The organism is Amycolatopsis ponsaeliensis, from assembly GCF_030182635.1.
GTDB classification, from domain to species: domain Bacteria; phylum Actinomycetota; class Actinomycetes; order Mycobacteriales; family Pseudonocardiaceae; genus Amycolatopsis; species Amycolatopsis ponsaeliensis.
The window spans coordinates 42078-62121 of the sequence record NZ_JAPZLD010000012.1 but is presented as its reverse complement, the minus strand read 5'-3'; the positions used below and the strand labels follow the sequence as shown (position 1 = coordinate 62121).

At 71.1% G+C, this 20044-nt stretch carries 20 protein-coding genes; 10 read left to right on the top strand and 10 right to left on the bottom strand.

From position 1 onward, the window contains the following. Positions 1-69: 69 nt before the first annotated feature. The 3 genes from aceB (at position 70) to QQ657_RS19405 (ending at position 4144) form a co-directional block, all read left to right on the top strand. A complete protein-coding gene (gene aceB, locus QQ657_RS19415) occupies positions 70-1647 on the top strand; it encodes a malate synthase A (RefSeq protein WP_284743581.1) in 1578 nt (525 codons plus the stop codon). Beyond that, a complete protein-coding gene (locus QQ657_RS19410; protein WP_284743580.1) occupies positions 1647-2834 on the top strand; it encodes a DUF6986 family protein in 1188 nt (395 codons plus the stop codon). Before aceB ends, QQ657_RS19410 begins: the two co-directional genes overlap by 1 nt. Before the next feature lie 158 nt (positions 2835-2992). Then, the gene (locus QQ657_RS19405) at positions 2993-4144 is read left to right on the top strand and encodes an IS481 family transposase (protein WP_284743579.1); all 1152 of its coding nucleotides are present in this window, start codon (positions 2993-2995) and stop codon (positions 4142-4144) included. 58 nt (positions 4145-4202) lie between these two features. On the opposite strand, the gene QQ657_RS19400 is transcribed toward QQ657_RS19405, so the two are convergent. Beyond that, positions 4203-5342 (bottom strand): DUF2786 domain-containing protein, encoded by a 1140-nt coding sequence (locus QQ657_RS19400; RefSeq protein ID WP_284743578.1) that lies wholly within the window; start codon positions 5340-5342, stop codon positions 4203-4205. Between the two features lie 56 nt (positions 5343-5398). Between QQ657_RS19400 and QQ657_RS19395 the strand changes: the two genes are divergently transcribed. Then, positions 5399-5725: a DoxX family protein gene (locus tag QQ657_RS19395; RefSeq protein ID WP_284743577.1), complete on the top strand. Its 327-nt coding sequence runs from the start codon at positions 5399-5401 to the stop codon at positions 5723-5725. Here the strand turns inward: QQ657_RS19395 and QQ657_RS19390 are convergent. Both QQ657_RS19390 and QQ657_RS19385 read right to left on the bottom strand, forming a co-directional pair. Continuing rightward, positions 5722-6210 carry a MarR family winged helix-turn-helix transcriptional regulator gene (locus tag QQ657_RS19390; protein ID WP_285484762.1) on the bottom strand — a complete coding sequence of 163 codons (489 nt, stop codon included), beginning with the start codon at positions 6208-6210 and terminating at the stop codon, positions 5722-5724. The genes QQ657_RS19395 and QQ657_RS19390 overlap by 4 nt on opposite strands. An 8-nt stretch (positions 6211-6218) precedes the next feature. Further along, positions 6219-7550 (bottom strand): PucR family transcriptional regulator, encoded by a 1332-nt coding sequence (locus QQ657_RS19385; protein ID WP_284743576.1) that lies wholly within the window; start codon positions 7548-7550, stop codon positions 6219-6221. A gap of 124 nt (positions 7551-7674) precedes the next feature. Between QQ657_RS19385 and QQ657_RS19380 the strand changes: the two genes are divergently transcribed. Genes QQ657_RS19380 through pucD form a run of 4 tightly spaced genes read left to right on the top strand, consistent with a single transcriptional unit; the run spans position 7675 to position 12585 of the window. Beyond that, positions 7675-8538 carry an FAD binding domain-containing protein gene (locus QQ657_RS19380; RefSeq protein ID WP_284743575.1) on the top strand — a complete coding sequence of 288 codons (864 nt, stop codon included), beginning with the start codon at positions 7675-7677 and terminating at the stop codon, positions 8536-8538. Next, a complete protein-coding gene (locus QQ657_RS19375) occupies positions 8529-8996 on the top strand; it encodes a (2Fe-2S)-binding protein (RefSeq protein ID WP_284743574.1) in 468 nt (155 codons plus the stop codon). Before QQ657_RS19380 ends, QQ657_RS19375 begins: the two co-directional genes overlap by 10 nt. Next, complete coding sequence (locus QQ657_RS19370) at positions 8993-10333, top strand: 8-oxoguanine deaminase (RefSeq protein ID WP_284743573.1); 1341 nt, start codon at positions 8993-8995, stop codon at positions 10331-10333. The genes QQ657_RS19375 and QQ657_RS19370 overlap by 4 nt, the downstream gene beginning before the upstream one ends. Beyond that, positions 10330-12585: a xanthine dehydrogenase subunit D gene (pucD, locus tag QQ657_RS19365; RefSeq protein ID WP_284743572.1), complete on the top strand. Its 2256-nt coding sequence runs from the start codon at positions 10330-10332 to the stop codon at positions 12583-12585. The genes QQ657_RS19370 and pucD overlap by 4 nt, the downstream gene beginning before the upstream one ends. Position 12586: 1 nt before the next feature. Here pucD and QQ657_RS19360 read toward each other — a convergent pair whose 3' ends face one another. The 6 genes from QQ657_RS19360 to QQ657_RS19335 form a co-directional block, all read right to left on the bottom strand. Continuing rightward, a complete protein-coding gene (locus QQ657_RS19360) occupies positions 12587-14161 on the bottom strand; it encodes a glycoside hydrolase family 27 protein (RefSeq protein ID WP_284743571.1) in 1575 nt (524 codons plus the stop codon). A gap of 127 nt (positions 14162-14288) precedes the next feature. Continuing rightward, positions 14289-14867: a TetR/AcrR family transcriptional regulator gene (locus QQ657_RS19355; protein ID WP_434056754.1), complete on the bottom strand. Its 579-nt coding sequence runs from the start codon at positions 14865-14867 to the stop codon at positions 14289-14291. Positions 14868-14931: 64 nt separating this feature from the next. Beyond that, the gene (pucL, locus tag QQ657_RS19350; RefSeq protein ID WP_284743570.1) at positions 14932-15813 is read right to left on the bottom strand and encodes a factor-independent urate hydroxylase; all 882 of its coding nucleotides are present in this window, start codon (positions 15811-15813) and stop codon (positions 14932-14934) included. Positions 15814-15816: 3 nt separating this feature from the next. Beyond that, complete coding sequence (uraH, locus tag QQ657_RS19345; protein ID WP_284743569.1) at positions 15817-16134, bottom strand: hydroxyisourate hydrolase; 318 nt, start codon at positions 16132-16134, stop codon at positions 15817-15819. After that, entirely contained in the window at positions 16131-16610 is a 480-nt protein-coding gene (gene uraD / locus QQ657_RS19340) for a 2-oxo-4-hydroxy-4-carboxy-5-ureidoimidazoline decarboxylase (protein WP_284743568.1), read from the bottom strand. The genes uraH and uraD overlap by 4 nt, the downstream gene beginning before the upstream one ends. Before the next feature lie 79 nt (positions 16611-16689). After that, positions 16690-17226: a helix-turn-helix domain-containing protein gene (locus tag QQ657_RS19335; RefSeq protein WP_284743567.1), complete on the bottom strand. Its 537-nt coding sequence runs from the start codon at positions 17224-17226 to the stop codon at positions 16690-16692. A 131-nt stretch (positions 17227-17357) separates the two neighbouring features. On the opposite strand from QQ657_RS19335, the gene allB reads away from it, so the two are divergent. Then, positions 17358-18686 carry an allantoinase AllB gene (gene allB, locus QQ657_RS19330; protein ID WP_284743566.1) on the top strand — a complete coding sequence of 443 codons (1329 nt, stop codon included), beginning with the start codon at positions 17358-17360 and terminating at the stop codon, positions 18684-18686. 1 nt (position 18687) lies between these two features. Further along, the gene (alc, locus tag QQ657_RS19325; RefSeq protein WP_284743565.1) at positions 18688-19701 is read left to right on the top strand and encodes an allantoicase; all 1014 of its coding nucleotides are present in this window, start codon (positions 18688-18690) and stop codon (positions 19699-19701) included. Positions 19702-19740: 39 nt separating this feature from the next. On the opposite strand, the gene QQ657_RS19320 is transcribed toward alc, so the two are convergent. Then, complete coding sequence (locus QQ657_RS19320) at positions 19741-19914, bottom strand: hypothetical protein (protein ID WP_284743564.1); 174 nt, start codon at positions 19912-19914, stop codon at positions 19741-19743. Positions 19915-20044: the final 130 nt, after the last annotated feature.

Below are 20044 nucleotides of genomic sequence, written 5' to 3'. Positions count from 1 at the left end.
ACTATAGTCCGGCTGGTAGAAAACCGTAGGGCCGTTATCCAAAGATCCGAACCTTCGAGGTGTTTCCCCATGTCTTCTGAAGTCCAGGTGCTGGGCGAGCCGGTCGAGCGCGGTGACGAGATCCTCACGCCCGAGGCGCTCGACTTCCTCGCCGGCCTGCACGACGCGTTCGCCGGCCGCCGCGACGAACTGCTCCAGGCGCGGAGCAAGCGGCGCGAGGAGGCCCGGACCACCGGCAGGCTCGACTTCCTGCCGGAGACGAAGGAGATCCGCGACGGCGACTGGCAGGTCGCCGGCGCCCCGCCCGCGCTGCGCGACCGCCGCGTCGAGATCACCGGGCCGACCAGCCGCAAGATGACCATCAACGCGCTCAACTCCGGCGCGAAGGTGTGGCTCGCCGACCTCGAGGACGCCAACACCCCGCACTGGGCGAACGTCGTGTCCGGCCAGGTCAACCTGTACGACGCCGTCCGCGAGAACATCACGCTCGAGAGCGGCGGCAAGAGCTACGCGCTCAAGGACGACGTCGAGCACGCCACGATCGTGGTCCGCCCGCGCGGCTGGCACCTGCCCGAGCGCGGCCTGTCCTTCGGCGGCCGCGAAGCCGTCGGCGCGCTCGTCGACTTCGGCCTGCACTTCTTCCACAACGCGGCCGAACAGCTCAAGCGCGGCAAGGGCCCGTACTACTACCTGCCGAAGATGGAGAGCCACCTCGAAGCGCGGCTCTGGAACGACGTCTTCACCCACTCGGAGAAGGCACTCGGCATCGAGCACGGCACCGTCCGCGCCACCGTGCTGATCGAAACCATCCCGGCCGCGTTCGAGATGGAAGAGATCCTCTACGAGCTGCGCGAGCACGCGTCCGGTCTCAACGCGGGCCGCTGGGACTACCTGTTCAGCGTGATCAAGTACTTCCGCGACGCGGGCGAGAAGTTCGTGCTGCCGGACCGCAACTCCGTCACCATGACCGCGCCGTTCATGCGCGCCTACACCGAGCTGCTCGTGCGCACCTGCCACAAGCGCGGCGCGTTCGCGATCGGTGGCATGGCCGCGTTCATCCCGAGCAAGGACCCCGAGGTCAACCAGGGCGCCTTCGACAAGGTGCACGCGGACAAGTCCCGCGAGGCCGGCGACGGCTTCGACGGCTCCTGGGTCGCGCACCCGGGCATGGTCGAGCTCTGCAAGGAAGAGTTCGACAAGGTCCTGGGCGACGAGCCGAACCAGCTCGGGCGCACCCGCGACGAGGTAAGCGTCACCGCCGACCAGCTGCTGGACGTCGCCTCGACGCCGGGCGGCGCGACGGCGGGCGGCCTGCGCGCCGCGGTCGACGTCGGCGTCCGCTACATCGCGTCCTGGCTGAGCGGCAACGGCGCGGCGGCGATCCACAACCTGATGGAGGACGCGGCCACGGCGGAGATCTCGCGGTCGCAGATCTGGCAGTGGGTCAAGAACGGGACCACTTTGGACACCGGCGACGTCGTGACGTCGGAGCTGGTGCGCGGCGTGCTGGCCGACGTCCGCGGCGAGCTCGCCCGCGAGCTGCCCGCCGACCGGCTGCTGCCGGCCGTCGAGCTGTTCGAGCAGGTCGCGCTGGCCGACGAGTTCCCGGACTTCCTGACGCTGCCCGCCTACGAGCGGATCAAGTAGTGCGTCTTCCCGACGACGTCTACGACGCCGCCGACGCGCGCTTGGCCGAGGCCGACGCGCGCGTCGCGGCGGCGTACCCGGGGGAGCGGCCGGGGCGGCAGCCGGTGCACACGGTGTACGTGCCGGCATCGCAGTACCGCACCCGCATGGTCGCCGACTGGGGCAAGCAGGCGATGCGCGTCTTCATCGAGCACGGCGACCTCCTCGGCGTCGACGACGGCGTGTACGAACGCGTCCGCGCGAAGCTGCTGACCGAGCCGATCGAGGACCTGCGGATCGACTTCGAAGACGGCTTCGGCCGCGTGCCCGACGACGTCGAGGACGCGGCCGCGCGGGCGGCGGGCCAGACCCTGGCCACCACCGGCGGGACGCCGTTCTGCGGCATCCGCTTCAAGAGCTTCGAAGCGGCGACGCGCCGGCGGGGCATCCGCACTCTGGACCTGTTCCTGGGCGCGCTGCTCGAGAACGGGCCGCTGCCGCCCGGGTTCGTCGTCACGCTGCCGAAGGTGACGGCGGTCGAGCAGGTGTCGGTCGCCGCGGAAGTCCTGGAGCGTTTGGAATCCGCGTACGACCTGCCTGAGAACACGCTGCGGTTCGAGGTCCAGATCGAGACCGCCCAGTCCATTGTGGACCTCGACGGGACCCTGTCCGTGGCGCGGATCGTGCGGGCCGCGTCCGGCCGGTGCACCGGCCTGCACTACGGGACGTACGACTACAGCGCCGGCCTGGGCATCGCGGCGGCGTACCAGAGCATGGAGCACCCGGCGGCGGACCTCGCCAAGGGCCTGATGCAGGTCGCGGCGGCGGGCACCGGCGTCCGCCTGTCGGACGGCTCGACCAACCGCCTGCCCCTCGGCGACGCGCTCCCGGAGGCGTGGGCCGAGCACCAGCGCCTGGTGCGCCGATCCTTGGAGCGCGGCTTCTACCAGGGCTGGGACCTGCACCCGCACCAGCTGCCGACGCGCTTCGCGGCGACGTACACGTTCTACCGCGAGGGGTTCCCGGCAGCGGTGGAGCGGCTGCGCGCCTACGCCGACAAGCAGGCCGGGGGAGTCCTGGACGAACCGGCGACGGCCCAGGCACTGGCGGTGTACCTGCTGCGCGGCCTCGACTGCGGGGCGCTCGACGAGGGTGAGCTGCCGTTCGGGCGGCCGGAACTGGAGAAGTACGCGCTACGGCTCGCGTGAGGGTCGTGAGTGGGAAACAGTGTTCTAACCCTGTGCCGCAGCTCAGGACATCGCCGACAGTTGATGTCTCAGGACATCGCGGACACTGATCGGCCTGTCGGCGTGGTGACCAGGGCTTTTGTGGTGATCATGCGGCGATGGGCAGAACAGGGTTTTCGATGGATCCTGAGTTCGTCGCCGCGGTCGCTCGGGTCGCTCACGGCGAGAAGATCAACGTGGCGCAGTTCTGCCGCGATCATGCGGTCTCCCGCGACACCTTCTACAAGTACGTAACCCGGTTCCGCGCCGAGGGCGCCAGCGGGTTCACCCGCCGCAGCACCGCCCCGCACCACCGTCCCAGCACCCTGGGGCCGGAGGTAACCGAGGCGGTGCTGCGGGCCCGCAAGGAACTGGCCGACGAGGGCCGCGACAACGGCCCGATCTCGATCCGCTGGCGGCTCGAGGACACCGGACAGTTGCCGCTGCCCTCCCGCGCCTCGATCCATCGCATCCTGTGCGCCCACGGCCAGATCGTGGCCCAGCCCCGCAAGAAACCGAAAACCCGCCGCCGGTTCACCTACGCCGATCCCAACGGCTGCTGGCAGATCGACGGCATGGAGCACTACCTCGCCGACGGCACCAAGGTCTGCATCATCCAGATCCTCGACGACCACTCCCGCCTCGACGTGTGCTGCTACGCCGCAGCCGGCGAAACCACCGCCGACGCCTGGGCCGCGCTGGAACAAGCCTTCGCCGGCTACGGCATACCCGTCACACTCCTGTCCGACAACGGGCTGGCCTTCACCGGCAAGCACCGCGGCTGGATGGTCGAGCTGGAACGCCGCCTCGCCGAACTCGGGGTCACCAGCATCGCCTCCACCCCGCACCACCCACAGACCTGCGGCAAGAACGAACGCGGCCACCAGACCCTGCAGAAATGGCTCGCCGCCCACCCTCCAGCCGAGAACCTCGCCGCCCTGCAAGACCTTCTCGACGAATACCGACAGTTCTACAACAACCGCCGCCACCAAAGCCTCGACGGCCAGACACCCCAGCAACGCTACGACGCCCGGCCGAAAGCCACCCCCGCCACCGGCCCCCGCCGACGCAGTGGCGTCACCACCCGCCCCGTCTCCGCCACCGGAGTGATCGCCTTCTCCGGCTGTTCCATCGTCCTCGGCCGCGCCTGGGCCGGCCGCGTCGCCACCATCTACTGGCAAGGCGACCGCGTCACCGTCATGATCAACGACACGGTCGTCCGCCAGCTCACCCTCGATCGATCAGTACGCTATCAACGCCTCACCAACCACACACTGTCCGGAAAGTCCTGAGACACATCCGTCCGTGAGGTCCTGAGACAGCACACAGTGTTCTAACCCTGTTTCACACTCACGACCGGGTCTCGCCGAGGCGGGCGCGGTCGGCGGCCGACCGGCCGGCGTGCCAGCCCTCGGGGCTGCGCACGGTCACCGATTTGCTGACCACCGCGGGGAAGAGCGTGGTGAAAGCCGACTCCACCGCCAGGTCGTGCGACGCCAGCACCGGCAGCAGTCGGTCCGGGTCCGGCGACTCCGCGATCGTCGCTTCGGCGGCCTGGTCGAGCCGCTCGCCGATGCGGGTCGCGTAGGAGACGAGGAACGACTTCCGGAACGCCCGGTCCCGGCCGGCGGGGTCGGCGATCATCGCCCGCGTCGCCTGGACGAGCAGGGACGTGGTCAGCAGCGCGACGGCGGCCAAGTCGTCCTCGTCGCCGACGATGGTGACGAAGTCCCAGCGCGAGTCGTAGACGGCCCGGCAGCGGTTCGCCTTCGCGACCACGTGGACCAGCAGCGACTTCGCGTCGACGTAAGGGGTGTCGAGCCAGATCCGGCGGGACGCGGGCAGCTCGGGCCCGGCTTCGATCAGCACCCGGTCGAGGGCGTGCCGCGTCATGAGCTCCTGCGCCTTCGCCGAAAGGGCTTCGGCCTCCTCCGGGAACGAACTCGATTCGGCTTTCGCCAGCAGCGCGCGGACGCGGCTCAGCTTCTTCTCGTCCACAGTGTGGCGCGCCGGTGTCGCGGTTCCCGGCGGGACGAGGGCCGGCAAGGTCATCAGGAAACCCAGGGCTTCGATGACGGAGGTCAGCGCCTCGGCCGGGGTCAGGATGTGCTTCGCCGCCCACTGCGTCAGGTGCGGCTCGGACTCCGTCCACCAGCGGGCGGTCTCGCACTGCCCGGCGTCCGCGGCCAGGGTGTCGAGCGCGTAGGACCGGGCGAACTCGTCGACCCGCCGCCGGGCCGCCTGGTCGACGTCCTCGGGCAGCCAGCCGCCCCGGCGGACCCGGGAGATCACCTGATGCCCGGCCAGACGCGCCCCGTCAGCCGCCTCGGCCGGCAGATCGAGATCCGGCGCCAGCTGTTTCGCACGTGCTGCGCCGCGGACTCCCCGCGCGGTCTCGTAGGCGGCGGCCAGCAGCGCGTCGCCGAATTCTTCGGCGGTCCGCGGCCGCGCGGTCTCTTCGGCCGGGATGCGTCGTTTCTGCTTGCCCACGGGCCGAGTGTGCCGCAGCCCGGTCACCTTCCCGGCGGCCGCCCCGTCGGGAAGGCATGCACACCGCCGTCGTCATCACCGTGATCGTCCTGAACGCCGGGATCGGCCTCGCCGACCTGGTCAAGGCCCCGTTCGTGCTGGCCACCTCGAACGCCGTCGACGTCCCGCCCAGCTGGCTCCCGATCCTCGGCACGCTCAAGCTCGCCGGCGCCGCCGGTCTGACACTGGGCCTGCTCGGAGCCGAACCCCTGGGCGTGGCCGCCGGAATCGGCTTGGTCCTGTTCTACGTCGGCGCCGTCGTCGCGCACGTCAAAGCCCGCAAGTTCGCCACCGCCGCCGCCCCGCTGGTCTTCCTCGGGCTCGCCGCGGCGACGCTGGTCTAACGCAGCCGCGGGAGGGCGTCGCGCGCGAAGTGGCTCAACGTCCGCAGGTCCTCGGCGAACCGCTCACGGTGGTCCGGGGGCAGCGGCCGGAAGAACAGCTGCTCGATGTTCTCGACGTGCAGCCGGCTCGCCCGCACCGTGGTCTCCTCGCCGAGCGGGGTCAGCCGCACGAGCTGGACACGCCGGTCGCGCGGGGACGCCGTCCGCGTCACCAGGCCGAGCGCTTCCATCCGGTCGACGAGCCGGGTCGCCCCACCCGTCGTCAGCACCTGCTCCTGCGCGATCGAGCGCATCGTCAGCCCGTCGTCCCCGGCGCGGCCGACGATCAGCAGCACCTCGTACATCAGGTGCGTGATCCCGCAGTCGCGTTCGAGAGCCCGCCCGAGCAGGTACTCGAGCCGGTTCGCCGCCCCTTGCAGCCGCCCGAAGGCCAGCACGCGCGGGTCGTGCCCCGCCTGCCGGGCCGACGTGATCTCCGGGTCCACGCCGTCCATCATCCCGCCTGGTCGCCGGCGCGCAGCGCGAGGTAGACGTCGAGCTGGTCGGTGAACTCGGTCAGGTCCGCGCCGAGCAGTTCGCCCGCCCGGCCGATGCGGTAGCGCAGCGTGTTGACGTGGACGTGCAGTGCTTTCGCCGCCCGCGTCGGCGAGCCCGAGCACTCCAGGAACACCCGCACCGTGTGCACCAGGTCCGTGTGCTGCTCGGCGTCGTAGGCCAGCAGCGGCCCGAGGACGCGCCGCCGCACCGCCGCGCGCAGCCCGTCCGGCGCTCCGGCGAGCAGCAGCTGGTGCACGTCCACCTCACCGGCCGGGACGACCGCGACGCGTCCCGTGCGTCGCGCCGCCACCTCCAGTGCGTACCGCGCCGTCTCCCGCGCCTCGTCGAGCGGGGCGGGATCGCCGACCCCGCAGAGGATCCGCGACGCCCGGAGCAAAGGTTCCACAGTGGACAATTCCGCCGCGGACGGCACCTGCGCGGCCGTCGCGAAGGAAGTGTCCCCAGTGGACTCGAGCAGGACACCGCCGGGCACCAGTTCCCCCAGCACGTCCCGGCTCTCGTCGCTGCCTTCGGTCCGCAACGCGACCACGCGCACCTCGGCCGGCAGCTCGGCTTCGGGCCGCGACGAACGCGCCCGCGTGACGCCGACCAGCCCGGCGAGCTCCTCGGCCAGCTCGGCCTGCGCGGTGCTCAGCGGCCCGCCGGCGGCGATCAGCCACGGCACGGCGTGCCGGCCCTCGACCGGGACGACCGTCAGCGGCCCGGACTCCTTCGCCGCGTACTTGCGGACAACGTCGGCCGCCGGCACCGGCAGCGGCGTCGTCCCGGCGACCACCCGGCCGAGGCCGGACAGCACCCAGCAGGGCACCCCCAGCTCGGCCGACGCGCGCTCCAGCAGCGTCTCGACGGGCGCGTCCGCGGCGGCCTGCAAACGTTTGCGCGCACTCTCGGACGCGGCCGCGAGCGCCAGCACGACCTGCTCGGTGATCACCGAGAACGACAGGTCGGCGGGCACTTCCAGCAGCGGGATCCGGTGCCGGTCGCAGGCCTCGACGACGTCGCCGGGGATGCCGCCGGAGTCGGCGCCGGACGCGGCCAGCGCCGCCGCGCCCGCCCGGGCCAGCGCGGCCACGAACGGCTCGGCGTCGCCCGGGCGCCGCCACCACAGCAGGCCGGACAGCACCAGCTCGCCCGCCGACAGGTAGCGTCCGGGGTCGGGCAGCTCCGTGACGTAGATGCGGGTCACGGGCCGGTCGAGCAGGTCGGCCCCGGCCAGCGGGCGCAGCCGCAGCCCCGGCAGGCCGAGCAGAGTTTTCACGGTCGTCATCAGGCTTGTAGGAAAGCACAAACGTCCCGGGTTTCGCTGCGGTGCGTTTCATGGCCCGTGCCGTTGCCGCCCGCTCCCGGTTGGGCGTCTACTGGTCTATCGCCCTCACGAAGGAGCAACAACGGTGGAGTTCCTGCGTCCCGCGACGCTCGCCGAGGCACTGGCCCTCAAGGCCGAGCGGCCCGGCGCCGTGCCGATCGCCGGCGGCACCGACGTCATGGTCGAGCTGAACTTCGACCACCGCCGCCCCGAAGCCCTGCTGGACCTGACCACGGTCCCCGAGCTGACGGAGTGGTCTACATCGGACGGCACCGTCCGGCTCGGCGCCGGCGTCCCGTACACCCGCGTCATCGCCGATCTGGGTGAATCCGTCCCGGCGCTGGCCATGGCCTCGCGCACGGTCGGCTCGCCGCAGATCCGCAACCGCGGCACGGTCGGCGGCAACCTCGGCGCCGCGTCCCCGGCCGGCGACACCCACCCGGTGCTGCTCGCCCTGGACGCGCGGATCGAGGTGGCCTCCGTCCGGGGGACCCGGATCCTCCGCGCGGAGGAGTTCTACGTCGGCGTGAAACGGCACGCGCTGGACCCGGACGAGCTGATCACTGCCGTGCACCTGCCCGCGCACGCCGGGCCGCAGCAGTTCGCCAAGGTCGGGACGCGCAACGCCATGGTCATCGCGGTCTGCTCGTTCGCGCTCGCCCTGAGCGACGGCGCGGTCGGAGCCGCCATCGGATCCGCCGCACCCACCCCGCGCCGGGCGAAAGCCGCTGAAGAGTTCCTGGCCGCCGAACTGCCGTGGGGCTCGGCGGACGCGCTGCCCGACTCCCTGAAGCGCCGCTTCGGCGACCTGGTGGCCGAAGCGACGTCGCCGATCGACGACGTCCGGGGCAGCGCCGCCTACCGCAAGCACGCGCTGTCGGTGCTCGCGCGGCGTACGTTGACCTGGGCCTGGGACGACCACCGGACGGGGGAGCGGGCATGCGCCTGAATGTCACGATCAACGGCGAGAAACGGCAGGCCGACGACGTCTGGGAAGGCGAAAGCCTGCTCTACGTGCTGCGGGAGCGGCTCGGCCTGCCGGGGTCGAAGAACGCCTGTGAGCAGGGCGAATGCGGCTCCTGCACGGTCTACCTCGACGACGTCCCGGTGTGCGCCTGCCTGGTCGCGGCCGGGCAGGCCGAGGGCCGCGTGGTGCGCACGGTCGAGGGGCTGGCCGACGGTGCCACGCTCGACCCCGTCCAGCAGTCCTTTGTGGACGCGGGTGCGGTCCAGTGCGGGTTCTGCACGCCGGGCCTGGTCGTCGCCGCGCACGACCTGCTGAACCGCGTCCCCGACCCGAGTGACGAGGAGATCCGCGAAGCCCTGGCCGGCAACCTGTGCCGCTGCACCGGCTACGAGAAGATCCTCGACGCGGTGCGCGCCGTCGCGAAGGGCGGGGTCGCGTGAGGACACTCATCACCGGCGGGGCGGTCGCCACGGTCAGCGGCGACGAGTACGCCGATGGGTACGTCGTCGTCGAGAACGACCGGATCGCCGAAGTCGGCGAGGGCGTCTACACGGGCGAGTTCGATGAGCGCGTCGACGCGTCGGGCTGCCTCGTCACGCCTGGGCTCATCAACACCCACCACCACCTCTACCAGTGGGCGACCCGCGGCATGGCCGCCGACCACACGCTCTTCGAGTGGCTGGTCGCGCTCTACCCGGTCTGGGGCCGGCTCGACGCGGAGATCACGCACGCTGCGGGCACGGCCGGGATGGCCCGGCTCGCCCTGACCGGGTGCACGACCGTCGCCGACCACCACTACGTCTTCCCGCGCGACGGCGGCGACCAGGTCGCGGCGCTGGCCGCGGCCCGCCAGCGCGTCGGCGTCCGGCTGCACGTCGTGCGCGGGTCGATGGACCGCGGCGAGTCCGACGGCGGCCTGCCGCCGGACAACCTCGTCGAATCGACCGAGGAGGCGCTGACCGGCACCGAAGCGGCGATCGACCGCTTCCACGACGACTCGCCGGAAGCGCACCTGCAGATCGCCGCGGGCCCGTGTTCGCCGTTCTCGGTCACCGAGCGGCTGATGTCCGGCGCGGCCGAACTGGCCCGCCGCAAGGGCGTCCGGCTCCACACCCACCTGGCCGAGACCCTCGACGAGGAGCAGCAGTGCCTCGCCGAGGTCGGCTGCACGCCCGCCGAGTACGCCGACAAGCTCGGCTGGCTCGCCGACGACGTCTGGCTCGCGCACACCATCCACCTCGCGCCCGAGGCGATCCGCCGCTTCGGCGCCACCGGCACCGGTTCGGCGCACTGCCCGACGTCCAACGGCCGGATCGGCGCGGGCATCGCCCCGGTCCGCGCCCTGCTCGACGCCGGCGTCCCGGTCGGACTCGGCGCCGACGGGGCCGCGTCCAACGAGTCCGGCGGTCTCGGCGAAGAGCTGCACCAGGCGTTGCTGCAGGCCCGCCAGCGCGGCGGCCCGCGTGGGCTGACCACGCGCGAAGCGTTGTGGATGGGCACCCTGGGCGGCGCCCGCTGCCTGGGCCGCGCGGACGACCTGGGGTCGATCGAGCCGGGGAAGCTCGCCGACCTCGCCGTCTGGGACCTGACCGGCCTGAACTACGCCGGGATCACCGACCCGGTCGCGGCGCTGGTGCTGGGCACCACGCCGCCGGTGCGCCGGCTGTTCGTCGGCGGCAAGGCCGTCGTCGAGGACGGCTCGCTGCGCGAAGCGGACGAGTCCGAGATCGCGTCCGAGCTGGCGGCGGCGAGCGCTCGACTGCGGGAGGCAAGATGACCACCACCGTCAGCACTCGGACGGTCGACGGCGTCGGCACGTCGCCGCAGCGTCCCGACGGCGTCGTGAAGGTCCGCGGCGAGTTCGCGTACTCCTCGGACCTGTGGCACGAGGACATGGTGTGGGGCGTGACCCTGCGCAGCCCGCATCCGTACGCGCGGATCACCGGGATCGACATCACCGACGCGCTGAAGGTGCCCGGGGTCTACGCGGTGCTCACCCACGAGGACGTCCCCGGCGTCAACCGGTACGGCCTGGAGCACACCGACCAGCCGGTGCTCGCCGCCGAAGTCGTGCGCTACCAGGGCGAACCGGTCGCGCTGGTCGCCGCCGACCACCCGGAGACCGCGCGTCGCGCGATGAAGCGGATCGTCGTTTCCTACGAAGAGCTTTCTCCGGTGACGGACTCCGAAGCGGCTGTCGCGGGCGAAGGTCCTTCGCTGCACTCTGGCGGGAACGTCGTGCGGCACGTGAAGATCCGCCGCGGGGCGCAGGACGTGGCCGCCGACGTCGTCGTCTCGGGCGTCTACGAGGTCGGCATGCAGGACCAGGCGTTCCTCGGGCCGGAGTCGGGGCTCGCGGTGCCGGACACCGAAGGCGGCGTCGACCTGTACGTGGCGACGCAGTGGCTGCACGTCGACCAGCAGCAGATCGTCGCCGCGCTGGGTCTGCCGGTCGAGAAGGTGCGGCTCACGCTCGGCGGAGTCGGCGGCGCGTTCGGCGGCCGCGAAGACCTCTCGATGCAGGTGCATGCCTGCTTGTTGGCGCTGCACACCGGCAAGCCGGTGAAGATGGTCTACAACCGCGAAGAGTCCTTCTACGGTCACGTCCACCGTCACCCGGCGAAGATGTACTACGAGCACGGCGCCACTCGCGACGGCCGTCTCGTGTACGTGCGCACGCGCCTGTACCTCGACGGCGGCGCGTACGCGTCCTCGACGGGCGCGGTCGTCGCGAACGCCGCGACACTCGGCGTCGGACCGTACAAAGTGGACAGTGCGTCGGTCGACTGCTGGGGCACCTACACGAACAACCCGCCGTGCGGCGCGATGCGCGGGTTCGGCGCGGTGCAGGCGGCGTTCGGCTACGAATCGCAGATGGACAAGCTCGCGGCCGCCTGCGGCCTGGACCCGGTCGAGATCCGCGTCCGCAACGCGATGAGCGAGGGCGACCTGATGCCGACCGGCCAGGTCGTCGACTCCGCCGCGCCGGTCGCCGAGCTGCTGGGGCTGGTGCGGGACAAGCCGATGCCGCCGGAACGGCCGTTCGACCTGCGGCACATGCCGGGCGGGGTGTCCAACACGACGCACGGCGAAGGCGTCGTCCGCGGGGTCGGGTACGCCGTCGGGATCAAGAACGTCTGCTTCTCGGAGGGCTTCGACGACTACTCGACGGCTCGGGTGCGCTTGCAGCTGGTCGGCGGCGAGCCGGCGGCGACGGTGCACACCGCGGCCTGCGAGGTCGGCCAGGGCCTGGTGACGATCATGCAGCAGATCGTCCGGACCGAGCTGGGCGTCGAGCAGGTGACGGTCCTGCCGATGGACACCTCGATCGGCAACGGCGGTTCGACGTCGGCGTCACGCCAGAGCTACGTGACCGGCGGCGCCGTCCAGGCGGCCTGCGTGGCGGTGCGGGCGCGCCTGCTTTCCCGCTTCGACGCGAAGGTGCGCGTGGTCGGCGGCAAGCTCGTCGCGGCCGACGGCCAGGTGCTCGCCGACCTCGTGGACGTCCTCGCCGACGACGTCTACGACGAGACGGTGGAGTGGCGGCACCGGCCCACTTCGGGTCTGGATCCGGAAACCGGCCAGGGCACCGCGCACGTCCAGTACGCGTTCGCCGCGCACCGGGCGGTCGTCGACGTCGACGTCGAGCTGGGCCTCGTCAAGGTGGTCGCGCTGGACTGCGCCCAGGACGTCGGCAAGGCGCTGAACCCGCAGGCCGTGCTGGGCCAGATCCAGGGCGGTTCGGCCCAGGGGCTCGGGCTCGCGGTGATGGAGGAGATCCAGACCTCCGGCGGGAAGATCCGGAACCCCTCCTTCACCGACTACCTGATCCCGACGGTCCTGGACATGCCGCCGATGAGCATCGACGTCCTGGAACGCCCGGACCCGCACGCGCCGTACGGCCTGCGCGGGGTGGGGGAGCCGCCGACGATCTCGTCGACCCCGGCGATCGTGGCGGCGATCCGCGCCGCGACCGGGCTCGCGCTCACACGCGTCCCGGTGCGGCCGGAGCACCTCACGGGCACCTGAGTTACTTGAGGGTCCAGTTCTGGTTGGCGTCGTCGTTGCAGCCCCAGAGCTCGAGCTGAGTGCCGTTGACGTTGCCGGCGGGCTTGTCGCCGCCGGTGACGTCGACGCAGAGCCCGGCCTGGGTGATCGAGCCGTCCGGCGCGAGTTTGAACTTCTGGTTCGCGCCGCCGTGGCAGGTCCAGACGATGAGCTTGGTCCCGGCGGCGCTGCTGCCGCCGTCGGCGTCCAAGCACAGGCCGTTGGCCTTCAGCTCACCGGCGCTGGTGAACGTCCAGGACTGGTTCGCGCCGCCGTCGCAGTCCCAGATGTCGACCTTGGTGCCGGGCGTGGTGACGTTGCCGTTGATGTCGATGCAGCGGGACGACGACGCGCCCTGCAGCGGATGGGCGGTGTCGATGCTGGAGCCGGATGCGTTGGCCTTGACGCGGTAGATCACGGTGCTGTGCGACGGGACGTTCGCGCTGATCGTGCCGGTGCTCGTGGTCAGCTCCTTCGACCAGAGGTTGGTCAGCCGGTAGTTCGACGCGGCGGGCAATCCGGCCGCGGCGGCCGTCGTCGAGACGGTTTTCGTGGTGCTGTTCTCGTTGAACAGCACGACGGCGACGTCGCCGCCTTGCAGGGGTTTCGCGAGGACGTCCAGGCCGTTGCCGGTCGCGATGCGCGTGGCCTGCTTGCCGAGCGAGTCTTGGTCGACGGCGATGACGTCGCCGTTGAGGTAGGTCGAGAAGGTGGCGACACTGGCGCTGCGGAGATCGGCGCCCGCGATCAGCGGCGCGGCCATCGCGGCCCAGAGCGTGAAGTGGGCGCGGTCCTCCTGGAAGTCCATTCCGTCGCCGACCTCGAGCATGTCGGGGTCGTTCCAGGCGCCGGGCTTCGCGGCCGAAGCGAGGCCGACGTTCTGGCGGTAGATCGAGTCGATGCTGCCCCAGTTGTTGGTGATGTCCCCGGTGGTGCGCCACAGGTTGCCGACGTCCGGCGCCCAGGTCGAAGGGTTGAAGTTGCCCCACTCGCAGATGCTGTAGACGATCGGGCGGCCGGTGGCCTTCAGCGCGTCACGCATCGCGGAGTAGCGGCGGACGTAGTCCTGCTGGTTCTCGCCGCTCGGGCTGCCGCAGTTGTCGTACTTGAGGTAGTCGACGCCCCAGCTCGCGTAGCTGTTCGCGTCGGCCTGCTCGTGGCCGAGGCTGCCGGGGTAGTGCTGGCAGGTCTCGGTGCCGGCGCTCTCGTAGATCCCGAACTTCATCCCGCGCGCGTGGATGTAGTCACCGAGGGCCTTGAGGCCGCTGGGGAACTTCGCGGGGTCGGCGACGAGGTTGCCGGCGCCGTCCCGGTTGCGCGTCATCCAGCAGTCGTCGAGGTTGACGTAGGTGTAGCCGCGGTCGCGCATCCCGGAGCTGACCATGAGGTCGGTGGTCTGCTTGACCAGGGTCTCGTTGATGTTGCACTCGAAGGTGTTCCAGGTGTTCCACCCCATCGGCGGGGTTCTCGCGAGCCCGTTTTCGAGGGCTTCCGCGGAGGGACTCACGAGGCCGACGGCGGCGACGGCGGTGGCGAGGACGGCGAGGAATCTGCGCATGGCGGCTCCAACCGAACGACGGTGTTGAGGCAGGAGGACTAGACCACTGTTGACCAGCACTGCGTAGCTTCGATGTCCGATGCTGCGCGGTCAAGCGCCATGTTGAGTATTCTTGTTGGATTCCCGACTAAAGTTGCTCGTTCTGGAGCCGCTTGGCGACGTCCACGCTGGTCGCGCCCGCGACGGCCATGGCCTCGGTGTCCCGGAGCGCGCGGCAGAGGACGAACGCGCCTTCGAGGCTGTTGACGACGGAGATGGTGAGCGTCCGGGCGGCCTCCTGGCTCAGTCCGAACTTCGCGAACTTCTCGGTCCCGGCCTCGATCCAGGCGGTGAAGACGTCCGCGGTGGCTTCCCGCAGCGGTTCGTTGGTGCTGGCGACCTCGAGAGCGACGGTGGCGATCGGGCAGCCTTCGACGTAGTCGGTGGCCTGGAGCGTCGCGATCCCGGCGGCGAAGAAGGCCTCGATCCCGCTGACGAGATCGGGCGCGGGCGCGATGAAGAGGTCGAAGAGCTGGATGTAGGCGAGCCCGGAGGTGCGGATGACCTCCTGGCCGAGCTGCTCCTTGCCCCCGGGGAAGAAGTGGTAGAGCGACCCGAAGGGCGCATTCGCCTCGGTGACGATCTGTTTGAGCCCGGTGCCGGTGTAGCCGTTGCGCCGGAACAGTTCCGCGCCGGCGGCCATGATGCGTTCCTTGGTCCCTGCCACGACGCCACGATACGCCCGGATCGGTAGAGCGTTCTATCAATCCGGGCGCGCGTGGCTCAGCGGCTCAGTGGATGTCCCAGGCCGGGCCCGGGTCCTCGGCGTCGTCGCGCAGGATCGTGCCCTCGATCAGCCCGTACGGCCGGTCCGCCGCGTAGAACACCTCGTTGGCGTTCTTCAGCCCGAACGGGCTCAGGTCCACCAGGAAGTGGTGCTTGTTCGGCAGCGACAGCCGCACCTCGGCGACCTCCGGCCGCTGTTCGAGCACCGCCTGGCCCATCGCGTACAGCGTCTGCTGCAGCGAAAGGCTGTGCTTCGTCGCGAACGTCTCGAGCATCAGCCGCCGGATTTCGCGGTGGCTCTCGGCCCAGTCGATGCCTTCGCCCTGGTAACGCCATTTTGCTGTGACCGCCGTCGCGAGGATCCGGTCGTCGGTCTCGGCGAGCGTCGTGTACTGGTCGCGCGGGAAGCCGTGGAACTCCGAACCCGTCGACTTGAGCAGCGTCAGGCCGTCGATGCCGGACACGACCCACGCGCGGCCGTCCCGGATCGTCACGGCCGTGGTGCGCCGTTCGTCGCCGGAGCGGCTGAACGCGTGGTCGTGCGGCTCGCCGCCGACGGCGATCCGGTCCCAGCCGTGCTCGTCGACCTTGATCCGCGCGCCGGTGATGTTCCCCTGCGTGCCGGTGAAGTGCCGCGCCAGGCGCAGGGCGAAGTCCTCGATCTCGCCGACCGGCGCCTCCTTCGCGAAGGCGTACACGGTGTTCTTCTGCGTGTCGGTGGCGAGCACGCCCGCGTTGTCGCCGGTGAGGTGTGTCGCGGCGAGCTCACCACGCAGCGACGTCGACACGGTGAGGTCCTTGAGGTGGTGCACGGGGCCGTCGCGGCGCACCGTCACCAGGCGGACCTCCGCCTTGCCGTACTGGTTGGGGCCCAGGGTGATGGCCACGGTTCAGCTCCCTCGGTAGGTCGAATAGGCGAACGGGCTGAGCAGGAGCGGCACGTGGTGGTGCGCGGCGCCGTCGGAGATCCGGAAGGTGAGGGCCACCTCCGGGAAGAAGGCGTCCGGGCCCAGGTAGGCGCCGGTGTCGAAGACCAGCCGGTAGGCGCCCGGGTCCAGGGTTTCCGGGCCGAGGTCGCGGATCCGGCCGTCGTCGTCGGTGCGCCCGTCGGCGATCGGCTTCCCCTCGGCGGTCTCGAACCGGACGGCGATCCCCTTCGCGGGGCGGCCGGTCGCCGTGTCGAGGACGTGGGTGGTCACGAGGCTCACGCGGTCACCGCTTTCGCGAGTCGGAGTTCGGCGATCTTCAGCAGTTCCCGCCCGGCGACGGCCAGTTCGGTCGCGGGGTCGTTGTCCAGCCGGCTTTCGAGGATCTTCAGCAGTTCTTCCCCGCTGCGGCCACTGGCGCAGACGAGGTAGACGTGCCCGAACTTGGCTTCGTACTGCGCATTCGCGACGGCGAAGGCGTCGGCGTTGTCCACACCGGACTGTTCGCTCCGGGACCAGTCGCCCTCGGTGCCCTGCTGTTTCGGCTTTTCCCCGATCCGGGGGTGGGCGGCCATGGCCTGTCGGATCTCGTCGCTGCTCAACGGCAGCTCGGCGGCGGCCTTCAGTGCGTCCAGGCCGGCGTACGGCCGGCGGTCGAGAATCGCGTCCACCCAGCGGGGGACGGCGAGACAGGCGGTCAGCGCCGGACGGACGTCATCGGCGCCGGCGGCGTTGAAGTCGGTGAGGGTGAGCGGCACGGGGAACTCCTCGTGAGTGGCGTCCCGCTGACCGTACGTCGACGCCGGAGTTCCGTCAACATTTTGTTGAAAGCCCTGGTCAGTCGGCTTCCCGGTTGAGGTAGTTGTAGACGGTGAACCGCGTGACCCTCAGCGCGTCGGCCACCGAGGAGACGGATTTCCGCAGGCCGAAGGCCCCGCGTTCCCGCAGTAGCCGGACGGCGCGCTGCTTGCCGGGCCGGTCGAGTTCGCCCAGCTTGGCGCCCAGTTCGCGCTCGACGTCGGCGATGAGCCGCGCGAGCGCGTCGTGCAGTTCGACGACCGGCCCGTCGGTCGCCGCGATGTGGCCCGGCTCGCCGGTCGTCAAGCCCGCTGCGGGCTTGACGTCGCCCTCGGCCGGTGCGACCTGGCGGACCTGGAGCGTCACCTGCGTGGCGCCGTTGTCCAGGGCGGCCTTCGCGATCGCCGGGAGCGCGTCGTACAGCTCCTTCGCCTCGCCGCGGGCGAGCGTCCCGAGCGGCCCGAAGTCGGTCTCCAGCCCCGCTTCCGCGGCGGCGTCGCGCGCGGCGAGCGCGTGCTCGGGCGGCGAACCCTCGCCACGGAACGGTTCGCTGGTGAACTCCGCTTCAAGCCGCACGACGATGACCGTAACGCGCCGCGTCCGTCGTTGACGAGCGGCGCGCGCCGTGGTTACTGTCGTTGTGCGAAACCGCCTTTCCGTACTGTGAAATCGGCGGTGGTTCAATCCTCCCGGAGAAGGGTTTTCGGATGGATCTTGTGGTGCGCGCGGCCCGGGCTGTCACGGCCGAGGGCGAGGTTCCGGCGACCGTCGGTGTCGACGGCGGCCGGATCGTCGCGGTCGAACCCGGCGGCGCCGCGCTGTCCGGCGACCGCGTGCTCGACCTCGGCGACGACGTCGTGCTGCTGCCCGGGCTCGTCGACACACACGTCCACGTCAACGATCCCGGCCGCGCCGAGTGGGAAGGCTTCGAGACGGCGACCCGCGCGGCCGCCGCGGGTGGGGTGACCACGATCGTGGACATGCCGCTCAACAGCCTGCCCCCGACGGTCGACGTCGCGGCCCTGGAGGTCAAGCGCAAGGCGGCGACCGGCCGCGTGCACGTCGACGTCGGGTTCTGGGGCGGCGCGATCCCCGGCAACGTCGGGGATCTGCGCGGGCTGCACGACGCCGGGGTGTTCGGCTTCAAGTGCTTCCTGCTCCACTCGGGCGTCGACGAGTTCCCGCCGCTGGATCCGGCCGGACTCGACGAAGCGTTGCGGGAGCTGAGTTCCTTCGACGCGCTGATGATCGTCCATGCCGAGGATGCGCACGAGATCGACGAAGCACCCGAGCCGCACGGCGGTCGCTATGTCGACTTCCTGCGCTCCCGGCCGCGGGCGGCGGAGAACCTCGCGATCACGCACGTCATCGAGGCGGCCCGCCGCAACGACGCGCGCGCGCACATCCTGCACCTGTCCTCGGCGGAGGCCCTGCCGCTGGTCGCTTCGGCGCGCCGCGACGGAGTGGCGCTGACGGCCGAGACCTGCCCGCACTACCTCAGCTTCATCGCCGAGGAGATCCGCGACGGCGCGACGCAGTTCAAGTGCTGCCCGCCGATCCGGGAGGCGGCCAACCGCGAGCTGCTCTGGCAGGGACTCGCCGACGGGGTGATCGACACCGTCGTCAGCGACCATTCGCCGTGCACGCCGGAGCTGAAACGCTTCGACAGCGGCGATTTCGGGCTCGCCTGGGGCGGGATCTCGAGCTTGCAGCTGGGGCTGCCGGCGATCTGGACGCAGGCGCGGCAACGCGGGTTCGCGCTCACCGACGTCATCCGCTGGATGGCCGAGCGCCCGGCCGCGCAGGCCGGGATGCACCGCAAGGGGCATCTCGCGGTGGGCCACGACGCCGACTTCTGCGTGTTCGCGCCGGAAGAGGCGTTCGTGGTCGACGTAGCGAATCTGAAGCACCGCAACCCGGTCAGCGCGTACGACCGGCGGCCGCTCGCCGGCGTCGTGCGCTCGACCTGGTTGCGGGGCACCGAAATCACCGGCGACGAGCCCCGTGGCGCGTTGCTGACCCGGGGGGACTGCTGAAATGGAGGCTGCCTTGTCTGATCGTCCTGTGTGGACGGAACTGCCCGACCTCGCGTCACGCCGCTTCGGCGGGACGGTGATGTGGGCGACCGACGAGCTGTTCGCCGAGAAGGAGAACCTGGTCAACCCGTGGACGCCGGCGCACCGCGCCGAGACGTTCGGCCCGAAGGGCCAGGTCTACGACGGCTGGGAGACCCGCCGCCACCGCGAACCGGGCGACGACCAGGCCGTGGTGCGGCTCGGCCTGGCCGGCACGGTCACCGGCATCATCGTCGACACGGCGTTCTTCAAAGGCAACTACCCGCCGTTCGTCTCGGTCGAGGCGGCGTCGGTACCGGGCTACCCGTCGGCGGCGGAGCTGGCGACGGTGGACTGGGACATCCTGGTCGACCGCGCCCCGGCGGCCGGCCACACGGAGAACTTCTACGCGATCAACGGTTCACGCCGGTACACCCACGTTCGTCTCACCCAGCACCCGGACGGCGGAGTGGCGCGCCTGCGCGTGCACGGCGCCCCGATCCCGGACCCGGAGTTGCTGGACCTGGACGCGCTCGACCTGGCGGCCCTGGAGAACGGCGCCCTGGTCACCGGCTGCAGCAACAAGTTCTATTCGTCGCCGAACAACGTGCTCTCGCCCGGGCTGGCGGCGCACCAGGCCGAGGGCTGGGAGACGGCCCGCCGCCGCGACGACGGCAACGACTGGCTGACGCTGCGCCTGGCGGGCGCGGGCATCGTCCGGTTCGCCGAGCTGGACACGAGCAACCTCAAGGGCAACGCCCCGGGCTGGGCGTCGGTCAGCGGCCGCGACACGTACGGCGAGTGGGTCCCGCTGTTGCCGAAGACCCGCCTGCAGCCGGACACCCGCCACCGGTTCGCGCTGAAGGAGGGCCCGGAGGTCACGGAGGCCCGCCTGGACATCTACCCGGACGGCGGGCTGGCCAGGCTGCGCCTGTACGGCCGGCTCACCGAAGCGGGCCGAACCAACGTGAAGGCGCGCTTCGCCAAGACGCGGTGAGGCGGCGAGCCGTCGGCGGCTTGTGCCGGCGGCTCGCGCTCAGCCCGCGTTCGGCCGGTTGAGGTAGGCGGAGGCCAGCGACAGGACGCAGGCACAGCCGATGATGGCGCTGACCCACCACTGCAGCCCGACGACAATGCTCCAGACGAAGCCCGCCGCCGCCAGCACGGCGACGAGGATGTTCCGGAACTGCAGTGGGGTCGGTTTGGCCATGTCACCAGCCTCTCACGGGCGCGAGCTGGACGATTGCGCGCCCATGAGGACACGTCGCCGGACTGCGGCCGACCCTTGCCGCTCCACTTCGTGTCGCGCACGTCCGGCGCCGCCGCCGAGACCGACGACG

Coding starts and splice junctions, on each gene's coding strand:
- aceB (WP_284743581.1), top strand. CDS start 70: ATGTCTTCTGAAGTCCAGGTGCTGGGCGAGCCGGTCGAGCGCGGTGAC.
- QQ657_RS19405 (WP_284743579.1), top strand. CDS start 2,993: ATGGATCCTGAGTTCGTCGCCGCGGTCGCTCGGGTCGCTCACGGCGAG.
- QQ657_RS19395 (WP_284743577.1), top strand. CDS start 5,399: ATGCACACCGCCGTCGTCATCACCGTGATCGTCCTGAACGCCGGGATC.
- QQ657_RS19385 (WP_284743576.1), bottom strand. CDS start 7,550: ATGACGACCGTGAAAACTCTGCTCGGCCTGCCGGGGCTGCGGCTGCGC.
- QQ657_RS19375 (WP_284743574.1), top strand. CDS start 8,529: ATGCGCCTGAATGTCACGATCAACGGCGAGAAACGGCAGGCCGACGAC.
- pucD (WP_284743572.1), top strand. CDS start 10,330: ATGACCACCACCGTCAGCACTCGGACGGTCGACGGCGTCGGCACGTCG.
- QQ657_RS19360 (WP_284743571.1), bottom strand. CDS start 14,161: ATGCGCAGATTCCTCGCCGTCCTCGCCACCGCCGTCGCCGCCGTCGGC.
- allB (WP_284743566.1), top strand. CDS start 17,358: ATGGATCTTGTGGTGCGCGCGGCCCGGGCTGTCACGGCCGAGGGCGAG.
- alc (WP_284743565.1), top strand. CDS start 18,688: ATGGAGGCTGCCTTGTCTGATCGTCCTGTGTGGACGGAACTGCCCGAC.
- QQ657_RS19320 (WP_284743564.1), bottom strand. CDS start 19,914: ATGGCCAAACCGACCCCACTGCAGTTCCGGAACATCCTCGTCGCCGTG.